This is a genomic window from Mesorhizobium sp. B2-7-2, assembly GCF_006440775.1.
Classification (GTDB): domain Bacteria; phylum Pseudomonadota; class Alphaproteobacteria; order Rhizobiales; family Rhizobiaceae; genus Mesorhizobium.
The window spans coordinates 13,590-25,783 of sequence record NZ_VFTZ01000033.1; the positions used below are offsets into that span (position 1 = coordinate 13,590).

At 64.3% G+C, this 12,194-nt stretch carries 11 protein-coding genes; 6 read left to right on the forward strand and 5 right to left on the reverse strand.

The features are described 5' to 3' along the window. Positions 1-71 precede the first annotated feature (71 nt). On the forward strand, positions 72-2,267 hold the full coding sequence (locus tag FJ425_RS28615) for an RNA degradosome polyphosphate kinase (RefSeq protein WP_140545464.1): 2,196 nt from the start codon (positions 72-74) through the stop codon (positions 2,265-2,267). Then, positions 2,264-3,799: an exopolyphosphatase gene (ppx, locus tag FJ425_RS28620; RefSeq protein WP_140727554.1), complete on the forward strand. Its 1,536-nt coding sequence runs from the start codon at positions 2,264-2,266 to the stop codon at positions 3,797-3,799. The genes FJ425_RS28615 and ppx overlap by 4 nt, the downstream gene beginning before the upstream one ends. A gap of 4 nt (positions 3,800-3,803) precedes the next feature. Here the strand turns inward: ppx and FJ425_RS28625 are convergent, their stop codons facing one another. The 4 genes from FJ425_RS28625 to betI all read right to left on the reverse strand — a co-directional run bounded on the left by FJ425_RS28625 (position 3,804) and on the right by betI (position 7,380). Then, positions 3,804-4,226, reverse strand: a complete 423-nt coding sequence (locus FJ425_RS28625) for a DoxX family protein (protein WP_140727556.1) — start codon at positions 4,224-4,226, stop codon at positions 3,804-3,806. A gap of 111 nt (positions 4,227-4,337) precedes the next feature. Continuing rightward, positions 4,338-4,754 carry a DoxX family protein gene (locus tag FJ425_RS28630; RefSeq protein WP_140542531.1) on the reverse strand — a complete coding sequence of 139 codons (417 nt, stop codon included), beginning with the start codon at positions 4,752-4,754 and terminating at the stop codon, positions 4,338-4,340. A 465-nt stretch (positions 4,755-5,219) separates the two neighbouring features. Continuing rightward, positions 5,220-6,617, reverse strand: coding sequence for a class II fumarate hydratase (gene fumC / locus FJ425_RS28635; RefSeq protein ID WP_140542530.1), 1,398 nt, complete (start codon positions 6,615-6,617; stop codon positions 5,220-5,222). A gap of 112 nt (positions 6,618-6,729) precedes the next feature. Next, positions 6,730-7,380 carry a transcriptional regulator BetI gene (gene betI, locus FJ425_RS28640; RefSeq protein ID WP_140542529.1) on the reverse strand — a complete coding sequence of 217 codons (651 nt, stop codon included), beginning with the start codon at positions 7,378-7,380 and terminating at the stop codon, positions 6,730-6,732. An 84-nt stretch (positions 7,381-7,464) separates the two neighbouring features. On the opposite strand from betI, the gene choX reads away from it, so the two are divergent. Then, positions 7,465-8,403 (forward strand): choline ABC transporter substrate-binding protein, encoded by a 939-nt coding sequence (choX, locus tag FJ425_RS28645; RefSeq protein WP_140727558.1) that lies wholly within the window; start codon positions 7,465-7,467, stop codon positions 8,401-8,403. Positions 8,404-8,414: 11 nt separating this feature from the next. Further along, on the forward strand, positions 8,415-9,236 hold the full coding sequence (locus tag FJ425_RS28650; RefSeq protein ID WP_246678051.1) for an alpha/beta hydrolase: 822 nt from the start codon (positions 8,415-8,417) through the stop codon (positions 9,234-9,236). On the opposite strand, the gene FJ425_RS28655 is transcribed toward FJ425_RS28650, so the two are convergent. After that, the gene (locus tag FJ425_RS28655; RefSeq protein ID WP_140727561.1) at positions 9,237-9,995 is read right to left on the reverse strand and encodes an NIPSNAP family protein; all 759 of its coding nucleotides are present in this window, start codon (positions 9,993-9,995) and stop codon (positions 9,237-9,239) included. A gap of 278 nt (positions 9,996-10,273) precedes the next feature. Between FJ425_RS28655 and FJ425_RS28660 the strand changes: the two genes are divergently transcribed. Further along, complete coding sequence (locus tag FJ425_RS28660) at positions 10,274-10,882, forward strand: TetR/AcrR family transcriptional regulator (RefSeq protein WP_140727595.1); 609 nt, start codon at positions 10,274-10,276, stop codon at positions 10,880-10,882. A 49-nt stretch (positions 10,883-10,931) separates the two neighbouring features. Beyond that, positions 10,932-12,056 (forward strand): metallophosphoesterase, encoded by a 1,125-nt coding sequence (locus FJ425_RS28665; protein ID WP_181176095.1) that lies wholly within the window; start codon positions 10,932-10,934, stop codon positions 12,054-12,056. Positions 12,057-12,194 lie beyond the last annotated feature (138 nt).

The window sequence follows — 12,194 nt, forward strand, 5'->3', positions numbered from 1 at the left end:
CATGCTAGAGCGTCATTGAACGGCAATATGCGACGCCCCCTGGGGACGGTTGCGGGCAAGAGCAGGAAACTATGAACGAACTGAAGCCGGTGCAGAGCGAGTTCATCACCGTCGAGGCGGCAAGCCCCGACGGCGGCAATCCCGATCGTTTCGTCAACCGCGAATTCTCCTGGCTGCAATTCAACCGCCGCGTGCTGGAGGAATCGCTGAACGAGCATCATCCGCTGCTCGAGCGCGTCCGCTTCCTGTCGATCTCGGCCGCCAATCTCGACGAGTTCTTCATGGTCCGCGTCGCCGGCCTTGCCGGCCAGGTCCGCGAGGGCATCGCGCTGAAGAGCCCGGACGGCCGCACGCCCGAACAGCAGCTGGAACAATTGCTGCGGGAGGTCGAGCGCCTGCAGGAAGACCAGCAGAAGAGCCTCTCGGCGCTGATGACGCTGCTCAACAAGGAAGGCATCGAGAGCATCACCCGCGACGCGCTGACCAAGGATGAGAAGGCCTGGCTGGAGGAGCATTTCCAGGAACAGGTTTTCCCGGTGCTGACGCCGCTGTCGATCGATCCGGCGCATCCGTTTCCGTTCATCCCCAATCTCGGCTTTTCCATCGCCCTGCAATTGCGCCATCGCAAGAATGGCGAGGAGATGAGCGCGCTGCTGCGCCTGCCGGTGGCGCTCAGGCGTTTCATCCGCCTGCCCGACCGCAAGAACCATGTCCGCTTCATTCCGCTGGAGGAAGTGGTCGGCATCTATATCGGCAAGCTTTTCCCCGGCTACGAGGTCAAGGGCTCCGGCACGTTCCGCATCATCCGCGACAGCGACATCGAGGTCGAGGAAGAGTCGGAAGACCTGGTGCGCCTGTTCGAAACGGCGCTGAAGCGGCGCCGCCGCGGCTCGGTGATCCGCATCGAATTCGACACGCTGATGCCGGCCGCGTTGCGGGACTTCGTCGCCGGCGAGCTCGGCGTGTCGTCGAGCCGCATCAGCGTGCTCACCGGTCCGCTGGCGCTCAACCAGATATCCGAGATTGTCGCCATCCCGCGCGACGACCTCAAATTCACACCCTACAATCCGCGCTTTCCCGAGCGCATCCGCGAGCATGGCGGCGACTGCTTCGCCGCCATCCGCGAGAAGGACATCGTCGTCCATCACCCCTACGAGTCCTTCGACGTGGTGGTGCAGTTCCTGCGCCAGGCCGCCGCCGACCCGGAAGTGGTGGCGATCAAGCAGACGCTCTATCGCACCTCTAACGACAGCCCGATCGTGCGCGCGCTGATCGACGCCGCCGAGGCCGGCAAGTCGGTCACGGCGCTTGTCGAGCTCAAGGCGCGCTTCGATGAGGAGGCCAATATCCGCTGGGCGCGCGACCTCGAACGCGCCGGCGTGCAGGTCGTGTTCGGCTTCCTGGAGCTGAAGACCCACGCCAAGATGTCTTTGATCGTGCGCCGCGAGGATGGCCGGCTGCGCAACTACGTGCATCTCGGCACCGGCAACTACCACCCGGTTACCGCCCGTATCTACACCGACCTGTCCTTCTTCACCACCGACCCGACGATCGCGCGCGATGTCGCGCAGCTCTTCAATTTCATCACCGGCTATGCCGAGCCCGCCGAGGAGATGCGCCTTGCTGTATCGCCCTTTACGCTGCGCAAGCGCATCCTGAAACACATCTCGGACGAGATCGTTCATGCCCGCGACGGCCGGCCGGCGCGCATCTGGATGAAGATGAACGCGCTGGTCGATCCGACCATCATCGACGCGCTTTACGACGCCAGCCGCGCCGGCGTCGAGGTCGACCTCGTCGTGCGCGGCATCTGTTGTCTGCGGCCGCAGGTGCCGGGTCTGTCCGAGAATATCAGGGTGAAATCGATCGTCGGCCGCTTCCTCGAGCACAGCCGCATCTTCTGCTTCGGCAACGGCCACGGCCTGCCGTCCGACGAGGCGGTCGTCTATATCTCGTCGGCCGACATGATGCCGCGCAATCTCGACCGCCGCGTCGAGACCCTGGTGCCGATCACCAATCCAACTGTGCATGAACAGGTGCTTGGCCAGATCATGCTGGGCAACATCATGGACAACCAGCAAAGTTTCGACGTATTGGCTGACGGCACCTCCCGGCGCGCTGTGCTGGAGGAGGGCGAGGAGCCGTTCAACGCGCAGGAATATTTCATGACCAATCCGAGCCTCTCCGGGCGGGGCGACGCGCTGAAATCGCATGCGCCCAAGCGCATTGCCCAGTTCAAGCGCCGCAAGAAGAACAGCGCCGCGTGATTGCAGTTTCCCAAGGCCGGCTTCAGGACCGGCGGCCGCTGTCGATCATCGACATCGGATCGAACTCGATCCGCCTTGTTGTCTATGAGGGGCTGGCGCGCTCGCCCACGCTTCTGTTCAACGAGAAGATGCTGGCCGGCCTCGGCCGCGGCATCGTTTCGACGGGCAAGCTCGATCCCGAGGCGGTGACGCGCTCGATGGAGGAATTCCGCCGGTTCCGCGCGCTCTCGGATCAGGCGGGTGCCGAGCACATCTATGTGCTGGCGACAGCCGCCGCGCGCGAGGCGGGCAACGGCCCCGATTTCATCCACCGCGCCGAAGAGGTGCTGAAGACCGAGATCCGCGTGCTCACCGGGCGCCAGGAGGCCTATTATTCGGCGCTCGGCGTCATTTCCGGCTTCCATCCGGCCAACGGCATCGCTGGCGATCTTGGCGGCGGCAGCCTCGAGCTGATCGACATCAATGGCGAAGCGATGGGCGACGGCATCACGTTGCCGCTCGGCGGCCTGCGCCTGCAGGATATGGCCAGGAACTCGCTCGTGCAGGCCCAGAAGATCGCGCGCCAGGAACTGGCGCGGGCGAAGCTTCTGAAGGGCGGGCAGGGCAGGGTTTTCTACGCCGTCGGCGGCACCTGGCGAAACCTTGCCCGGCTGCACATGGAGATGAACAACTACCCGCTCGGCGTCATGCATCACTACGAGATATCGGCCGACAGCGCGCAGACTTTCCTCAAGCAGGTCGCCCGCAGCGAGGTCGAGAAGGTGAGGGGCATCGAGGGCGTTTCCAAGAACCGCCGCTCGCTCTTACCCTACGGCGCCGTCGTGCTGCAGGAGATCATGTCGGCCATGCAGCCCTCGAAGATCGTCGTCTCGGCGCAGGGCGTGCGCGAGGGTTTCCTTTATTCGCTGCTCGACGCCGCCGAGCAGAAGGCCGACCCGCTGATCTCCGCCGCCGAGGAACTGGCGCTATTGCGCTCGCGCTCGGTGCATCACGCGCATGACCTGGTCGAATGGACCGGCAAGGCCTTCAAGGCCTTCGGCATCGACGAGACGGAGGACGAGGCGCGCTACCGCCACGCCGCCTGCCTGCTTGCCGATATCGGCTGGCGCGCGCATCCGGAATATCGCGGCCGGCAGTCGCTCAACATCATCGCGCATGCCTCCTTCACCGGCGTCGACCATCCGGGCCGCGCCTATCTGGCTCTGGCCAACGCCTATCGCCATGACGGCGTCTTCAACGACGGCATCGCACCCGAGATCAAGGCGCTGGCGCCGCCGCGCCTTCTGGAACGCGCCCGCACGCTCGCGGCCATGATGCGCGTCGTCTATCTGCTGACGGCGGCAATGCCGGGCGTTATGCCGAGGCTGAAATGGGAAAGCCGCGGCAACGGAGCGCTCGCGCTGGTGCTGCCGGCCTCGCTGTCCGACCTCTATGGCGAGCGTCCGGCCGGCCGGCTGGCGCAACTGGCACGCATCACCAATCGCCGCCTGGTCCTAGCGGTCGAGGGCGGGCCGAGCGTCTCGGTGAAGTAGCGGATCAGGTGACGTCGGCGCCGATTCCCAAGCCACGCCCGTCCGCCGACCATGCGCCGGCGCCGGCCATGGCCAGCGCCAGAAAGCCGCCGGCAATGGCGATGTCCTTCATCAGCATCTGCTGGTGCATGAAGGACAGCGTGGCGTCGTCCGCGCCCTGGCCGTAATGGCCGATGAAACCGGCGGCTACACTGAAGGCGGCAAGCAGCAGCGCCACGATCCGCGTCTGAAAACCGACGAGGACCAATAACCCGGCGATCAACTCGAACAGGCCTGTGCCCCATGCCGCCAAGGTCGGCAGCGGCAGGCCGAGGCCAGCGAAGTAACTGGTCGTGCCGGCGATATTGCTGAGCGCCTGGAAGCCCGACGGTACGAACAGCGCGGCAAGAAGTAGCCGCGAGACCAAAAGCAGTGCGTTGCGGGCCATGGGCCAACTCCTTGCCGTCTGCAGATGCAGTTTACGCCTGCAATTGGAAAAACGAAAAAGCGGCGCGGAAAATTCCGCGCCGCTTCCATTGGCAGTCTGGGAGGAAAAAGATCAGCCGCGCTTGGCGTCGATCGAATAGGCGCCGGCCCCGGAAGAGGCGAGCAGGATGAAGCCGCCGGTGATGGCGAGATTCTTGAGGAACTGGATCATTTGCATCTGGTCGGCCCAGCCGGTGTGCGCGACCAGCCCGGTGGCGATCGTGAAGATGGCGAGCACCCAGGCGGCGATCCGGGTCTGGAAGCCGACGAGAATGGCAAGGCCGCCGAGCAGCTCGATCAGGCCGACGACGACGGCAGTTACGGTTGGCATCGGCAGGCCGAGAGCGCCGAAATAGCCGGCAGTACCGGAAATCGCGGTGAGCTTGCCGAAGCCGGAAAGCAGGAAGATGACGGCGAGCAGAATGCGGCCCAGGAGGATCGTGGTGGAACTGTTGGACGCAGTGCCGGCGACGGAAGAGTTGATGGACATGGCGGTTCTCCGAACGGGGTTGAATAGTCCGTCAGATAGACGACAGTGACTGTTCACCAAAGCCGCCTATGTGGCGACACATTGTTCACAGAATGTATGTTTTCGGGATTGACGGTTGTGCGCAAAAATCGTGTCGCGGGATTGGGCTATCCCAGTAAATTCTGCTGCCGCAAAACGGACCGTCCGTCCGAGGTTTGCGAGCGCTGGCTTCGCAGATTTGCCGAGACGCTCATGACGTCGTCATCCACGGGCGGAGCAAGGAGCGAAGCGACGCGCGCAGACCCGAGGATCCATGCCGTGACCTCAAAGTAGCCGCAAGCGGTGGAGGATCTGCTCCGCTGCGTCCTTCGGTTCAGGTAACGGCATGGATTCCAGGGTCTTCGCGACGCCGCTTCGCGGCTGCTTCGCCCTGGAATGACGACATCGCGAGGCTGCAGCAGCCTGTAACAGCCTCGCTCCGCGTCGCTACCCGGGATGCGTCATGTCCTCGGGCCGCACCAGCCGATCGTAATCGGCTTCGCTGACCAGCCCGGTGGCCAAGGCCTCCTCGCGCAAGGTCGTGCCGTTCTTGTGCGCGGTCTTGGCAATCTTGGCCGCGTTGTCGTAGCCGATGGTCGGCGCCAGCGCCGTCACCAGCATCAGCGAGCGCTCTAGCGCGGCCTTGATGTTGTCCTCGCGCGCCTCGATGCCGACCACGCAATTGTCGGTGAAGGAGACGGAAGCATCGGCCAGCAGCTGTACCGACTGCAGGAAGTTGTAAGCCATCAGCGGGTTGTAGACGTTGAGCTCGAAATGGCCCTGGCTGCCGGCGAAGGCAAGTGCTGCATTGTTGCCGAACACCTGCACGCAGACCTGCGTCAGCGCCTCGCACTGGGTCGGGTTGACCTTGCCCGGCATGATCGAGGAGCCCGGCTCGTTTTCCGGCAGCGAGAGCTCGCCGAGGCCCGAGCGCGGGCCGGAGCCGAGCAGGCGGATGTCGTTGGCGATCTTGAACAGCGCCGCGGCGGCCGCGTTGATCGCGCCATGCGAGAACACCATGGAATCATGCGCCGCCAGCGCTTCGAACTTGTTCGGCGCGGTGACGAAGGCGATGCCGGTGATAGCGGCGATGCGGTCCGCCACCTTTTCCGCGAAGCCGACCGGCGCGTTGAGCCCTGTGCCGACGGCGGTGCCGCCCTGCGCCAGCTCCTGCAGGCCGGGCAGCGTCAGCTCGATGCGCTTGATCGAGGAGGCGACCTGCGCGGCATAGCCGGAAAATTCCTGGCCGAGGGTCAGCGGCGTAGCGTCCTGCGTATGCGTGCGGCCGATCTTGATGATGTGATTGAAGGCACGGGCCTTGGCGCCGAGCGCCTTGTGCAAATGGTGCAGCGCCGGGATGAGGTGGTGCGCGACCCGCTCGGCGCAAGCGATGTGCATGGCCGTCGGATAGGTGTCGTTGGACGACTGGCTCATATTTACGTGGTCGTTCGGATGCACCGGCTTCTTCGAGCCCATGACGCCGCCGAGCATCTCGATCGCCCGGTTGGAGATCACCTCATTGGCGTTCATGTTCGACTGCGTGCCAGAGCCCGTCTGCCAGACGACCAGCGGAAAGTGCTCGTCGAGCTTGCCGTCGATCACCTCTTGCGCTGCTTCCACGATCACCTCGCCGATGGCCGGGTCGAGCCGCTTCATCTCCATGTTCACTTCGGCGGCGGCTCGCTTGACGATGCCGAGCGCACGCACGATCGAAGCCGGTTGCTTCTCCCAGCCGATTTTGAAATTGCCCAGGGAACGCTGCGCCTGCGCGCCCCAATAGCGGTCGGCCGCGACCTCGATGGGACCGAACGTATCGGTTTCGGTTCTGGTCTTTTCAGCGCTCACGGCAAGTCTCCGTCTGTCGATTGGGCAAGGGCGTATCGCGTTGCACAAACCGCATCAAGCGGAGATTGCGAGCGGGGAAGATGCAAATCGGTTGAAGGAACGGGTATGAACCTTATCCGGCCGAGGCTAACCCGACGGGCCTGGCTTGGCGCAGACCCAGCCGGCCCGCGACGAAATCCTTGACCTGGCGCACCGCCTGCTCGCGCGTGACGCTGCCCGGCTGCAGGCCAAGCCTGAGCCACAGTCCGTCGATCAAAGCGGTGACGCCGAGCACGGTCTCCTCGGCCAGTTCGGGCGAAGCGAGGCCGCGCAGGCCGGACAAGAGGTTCGAGCGCATGCGCGCGTGGATGACTTTCTGGATGCGCGCCAGCTTCTCGTCGCGCGGCACCTCCGCGCAGAGCGACAGCCATGCGTGGCAAAGCGGCGGCAGGAACAAATGCTCCTCGAAATTGCCCTCGATCACGGCGTCCACGCGCTCCATCGGTGTCCGCGCCCGCTGAAGCCGGGCGACGACGGCGTGACAGAGCACGGCGTTCGCCTCGCGCATGGCGTGCTCGAACAGCTCCTGCTTGTTGCGGAAATAATGCAGCACGATGCCCTTCGAGGCGCCGGCCTGGGCCGCGACCTTTTCCAGCGTCGCGCCGGCGATGCCTTCGCGCTCCAGCACCGCGAAGGCCGCCTGCCGCAGTTCCTTGCGGCGTATGTCGCTGAGGCGTGTGAGTTTCACCGTACCGATCCATGCATGGCGAATCCACGTTGACATTTTCGTCCGCTCAGATCAATGATTGACCAATGGGACAATAAAATGACCAACAGGTCAAAAGCGATCGAAAAGAGGAGAACCGGAATGTTGCGCATGCTTGCGAGAGGCGTCTGTGTCGCGGCGCTAATGCTGGCTTCCCATGCGGCCGGAGCCGCCGAGGCCGAAGGCTGCAAAGCGGTTCGCATGGCCGAACCCGGCTGGAACGATCTCGCCTTCACCACGGGTGTGGCCAAGGTGCTGCTCCAGGCGCTCGGCTACGAGCCGCAAAGCGAGGTGCTTGGCATCAACGTCATCTATGAAGGCATGAAGAACAAAGACCTCGACCTGTTCCTCGGCTGCTGGGATCCGGCCATGGTCACCTACTATGAGCCCTACAAGAAAGACGGTTCGATCGAGAATGTGCGCGTCAACCTGGTCGGCGCCAAATACACCTTCGCCGTGCCGACTTATGTCTGGGACGCCGGCGTCAAGGACCTGTCGGACCTGCACAAATTCGCCGACAAGTTCGGCAAGAAGATGTACGGCATCGAGCCCGGATCCAATCAGCTCATGATGGATGCCATTGCCGATCCGCAATATGGTCTGGACGGCTGGCAGGTGGTCGAATCGAGCGAAGCCGGCATGCTTTCGGAGGTCGGCTACGAGATCAAGGAGAAGCAGTTCATCGTCTTCCAGGGTTGGGCGCCGCACCCGATGAACACGATGTACGACTTCAAGTACCTGACCGGCGGCGACAAGTTCTTCGGCCCGAATTTCGGCGCCGCTACCGTGACCACCCAGGTGCGCAAGGGTTTCCTGCAGGAATGTCCCAACGTCGCGCAGTTCCTGAAGAACCTTGCCTTCGACATCGACATGGAAAATGTCGGTATGGGCTATCTCATCAATGACGGCATGAAGCCGGAGGATGGGGCGCTGAAGTCGATCACCCTGCACAAGGATCGGCTCGATGCGTGGCTCGCCGGCGTCACCACCTTCGACGGCAAGCCCGGCCTTGCCGCGGTCAAGGAAAAGCTCGGACTGTGAGGCCGTCAGCCTTGGAACTGACGGATCAGGAGGCCGAGCAGGCGTCCTGGGCCGGGCGCAAGCAGACCGTCGACATCGGCGGTCTCGACCTTGCCTATGTCGAGATCCCGGGTTCGGAGCCGCCGCTTGTCCTGGTGCACGGCTTCACCGACACCAGCCGCAGCTTCTCGCTGCTGGCGCCGCATCTTCCCGGCCGCCGGCTTATCGTGCCGGACCTGCGCGGCCACGGCGGCTCGCAGGCGGGCGAGGGCTGCGGCATCGCCGATTTCGCCGACGACATCGCCGGGCTGATCCGGCGCCTGCGGCTCGACCGGCCGGTCGTCGTCGGCCATTCGCTGGGTGGCATGGTGTCGATCGCGCTGGCTACACGGCATCCGGAACTGGTCGGCGGCCTGGTAATCCTGGCAAGCGCGCTGATGCCCGGTTTCGAGCAGGATCACCAACTGATCGATGGTGTCGCGGCGTTGCGCGATCCGATCTCGCCGGTCGATCCCTTCTATCATTGGTGGCATGCCTGCCGGCCGGGCGTGCCGCGGGCTTTTCTCGCCGGCCTGGCGAAAGACGCGTCCGCGATTCCCGCAGCGCGCTGGCGCGCCATTCTCGAAGAAGTCCGTCGCACCGATCTGACCGCCGCGGCGCGCGCCGTGCAGGCCCCGACGCTGATCATCGCAGGCGGGCGCGATCCGCTTTTTGGCGAAGCGCATCAGCGGGCGATGGCAGGGGCGCTGGCCGGATCGCGCCTGGTGTGGGCACAGGATTGCGGCCACAATCCGCATTGGGAAGATCCGGCCTTTGTCGCCGAGGCAATAGCCGGCATGTTGCCGACAGCGTGACTATCGCAACAGCGACCGGGCCGTGGGCGTCAGGCGCAACGTCTCGGCCGGCTTCGTGGCGACGGCCGCCATGGCTTCGCGGGCCGCCCGCCATGCCGGCGAAGCGGCGAGGCCGGCCCAATGGCCCGCGTGGACATCGCCATCGTCGAAACCGGCAACGGCGATGAAGACATTTTCGCCGGCCCGCACGGGCAGCCGAGGAAACGTGTTTTCGGAATGCTCGCTGACGAAGGCGCCGAGAAGCCGGGCGCCGTTTGTCGCAAGTTGCGGAACGGCCTCAGCCTGGAAGCGCTCGGCAAAGCCGGCCTCAGTGCCTGGCCGCAAATGATGAATCGAAATCTCAACAAAGCCGGGCAACCGACTCCCATTGCTCATGGTTTCAGCCTCGGTGGCTGTCGGCCGCAGCACCCCCGACAGGTCGAAACCCGCGCCCCGCCAAGCCGGTTTGAGCAGCAACACGTCGTCGGAATCGATCATCGTCGCATTGGCGGCATCGCGATGCGCTGCCCAGACCGGGCCGCCATAGAAGGCGCTCAGCGCGTCCTTTCTCGTTTCCATGTCCTCAAAACCGCGCAGCCAGACGAACATGTCGGGGCGGTCGAGATCGCGGAACTGTCCGATGACGGTCATGCCCGTCGCTTCCTGCGTTTCGACGAACTCCCGCTCGAACAGCGCGATCAGCGTTTCGCGCTGCCCGGGCTTCAGCGTGTATTGCCGAAGCTCGACGACGGGCGAGGCAAGGCGGGAAGGTCGGTTCATGGCCAGAATCTCAAAACAGGGTGATCATCCTGTTTATAAACAGACCGGTTGTCCTGTTTTGTCAATCTGCTATCGTGATTTTCCCCTTCTCCCCTTGTGGGAGAAGGTGGATCGGCGCGCAGCGCCGAGACGGATGAGGGGTGTTCCAGCGGAGTGAGAGGTTGGCTTTCCCGGAACACGCTTATCCGTCCTCACTTTGCTCAGGTACCCTCTCCAACAAGGAGAACGGGGAGATCGCCGTGGCCCAACGCAAAAAGCGCACCAACGATCCGGAAGGCATGCGCCGGCGCGTCCTCGACGTGGCGGAAGGCGCCTTCCAGGCGCGCGGCTATCACGCCTCGAGCCTTGGCGATCTGATGGCGGCGGCCGGTGTCACCGGCGGCGCGCTGCACCACCATTTTCCGACCAAGAAGGCGCTGGCGCTCGCAGTGATCGAGGAACGAGTGGCGGCGGCGGTCCAGGAGACCTGGATCGACCCGGTGCTGGCGGCGACATCGGCCCGCGAAGGCGTGCGGGCCGTGTTCGAGGCGGTGGCTGCGGAGCTAGAGCGACAGGGCTATGTCCGCGGCTGCCCGCTTAACAATCTGGCGCATGAACTGTCGCTGGCCGACGACGAGTTTCGCCTGGCGCTTGCCAAGATCTTCGCCGGCTGGCGGAGGGCGATCGCCGACAAGATCCGGGCCGACCAGCAGGACGGCTGGGAGGGTGGGACCGAACCCGACCGCTTCGCCGCGCTTGCGGTGGCTGCTTATTCCGGCGCCATGTCGATGGCCAAGACATCACAGGACGCCGCGGTGTTGCTGGAGTGCTTGAGGGGGCTGGAAAGCGTGCATCCGTCTTTGGGCGGATTGGCAACGAGACGACGCCGCAGGGTGTTGTTGCGATAACGCTGCCAGGACAGAGGGAGGTGGTCCGAGGGTGTTTAATCGGATGACGATGAATCGCTCTTCGCCAGCAACCGTTTCGCGCCGCATCTTCATCGCCGGAGGTCTCGCTGCTGCCGGCGTACTGCCTCGCGTCGCGTTCGGCCAGACCGGCAGGCGCATCCAGCCGATCGACGCCACTTTCCTCTTCATCGCCGATATTCATGCCTGCCGCATGGCGAGCGGGCTCAGTCCCAACTGCCTGCAGGAAGGCAAGACCGATGCAGCACTTCTGCGCAACGTCGCGGCCTTGAACGCGATTGCCGACAAGAAGTGGCCGGCCGAGATCGACGGCGTTGCCACCGGCCTGCGTTCGGCCGGCACCCGCATCGGCACGCCGCTCGGCCTCGTCACCGGCGGCGACATCACCGACGATGGCGGCGGCCAGGTCACGGAGCCCAGCGAAGGCACGCAGCTTCTGCAGTTCTCCAAGCGCTATCAGGAAGGTGTCGGGCCGGACCGGGTCCACATCCCCGTCTATGTCGGGCTTGGCAATCATGATCTCGACCAGAACGGCTCGCCGCCGCACGTCGATTGGTATCGCCGCGAATTGCGCGATTATGTCGAGGTCAACCATCGTCCCGGCGTGTTCTTCAAGCCGCCGGTGCCCGCTACCGAATACGACGTCGATACCGACTGCTATTCCTGGGACTGGGGCGGCCTGCATCTCGTCCAGATGCACCGCTTCGCCGGCGATACCGGCCATGGCGCGCCAAGCAGCCTGCCTTGGCTGAAGCAGGACCTCGCCACCTATGCCGGCGACGGCCGGCCGGTCATCCTGTTCCAGCATTATGGCTGGGACACTTTCTCGACGGAGCGCTGGGATCCCGTGAAACACACCTATGGTGACGATGGCTCCGGCCGCCCGCATTGGTGGGGCGAGGCCGACCGCCAGGCGCTGCTGGCCGCGATAAAGGGCTACAATGTGATTGCCGTCTTCCACGGCCACCAGCACGAAGTGCCGATGATCTACCAGCGTGACGGGCTCGACATCATCAAGCCGAAGGCGGCCTATATGGGCGGCTTCGCGCTGGCCAGGGTCACTGCCGGCAACATGGATGTGGTGTTGGGCGAGGCGGCCGGCGACCATGGCGAGATCGTCTTCACCAACGCTTTCGCCAAGCAATTCCAGACATGAAAAAGGCCGCCTCGCGGCGGCCTCTTGCCTATCTCGACATCAAGACAAGACGGCCTCAGAATGCTTTGCGAACCTTCTCGTTCACGTCGCCACTAAGCCTTCTGCACCTTGCCGGCCGTTGCTTGACGGAAGCCCTTC

Excerpts from the sequence above, each read along its gene's own strand:
- FJ425_RS28615 (WP_140545464.1), top strand. The coding sequence starts at position 72 with ATGAACGAACTGAAGCCGGTGCAGAGCGAGTTCATCACCGTCGAGGCG.
- FJ425_RS28625 (WP_140727556.1), bottom strand. The coding sequence starts at position 4,226 with ATGGCCCGCAACGCACTGCTTTTGGTCTCGCGGCTACTTCTTGCCGCG.
- FJ425_RS28630 (WP_140542531.1), bottom strand. The coding sequence starts at position 4,754 with ATGTCCATCAACTCTTCCGTCGCCGGCACTGCGTCCAACAGTTCCACC.
- betI (WP_140542529.1), bottom strand. The coding sequence starts at position 7,380 with ATGTCAACGTGGATTCGCCATGCATGGATCGGTACGGTGAAACTCACA.
- choX (WP_140727558.1), top strand. The coding sequence starts at position 7,465 with ATGTTGCGCATGCTTGCGAGAGGCGTCTGTGTCGCGGCGCTAATGCTG.
- FJ425_RS28655 (WP_140727561.1), bottom strand. The coding sequence starts at position 9,995 with ATGAACCGACCTTCCCGCCTTGCCTCGCCCGTCGTCGAGCTTCGGCAA.
- FJ425_RS28660 (WP_140727595.1), top strand. The coding sequence starts at position 10,274 with ATGCGCCGGCGCGTCCTCGACGTGGCGGAAGGCGCCTTCCAGGCGCGC.
- FJ425_RS28665 (WP_181176095.1), top strand. The coding sequence starts at position 10,932 with ATGAATCGCTCTTCGCCAGCAACCGTTTCGCGCCGCATCTTCATCGCC.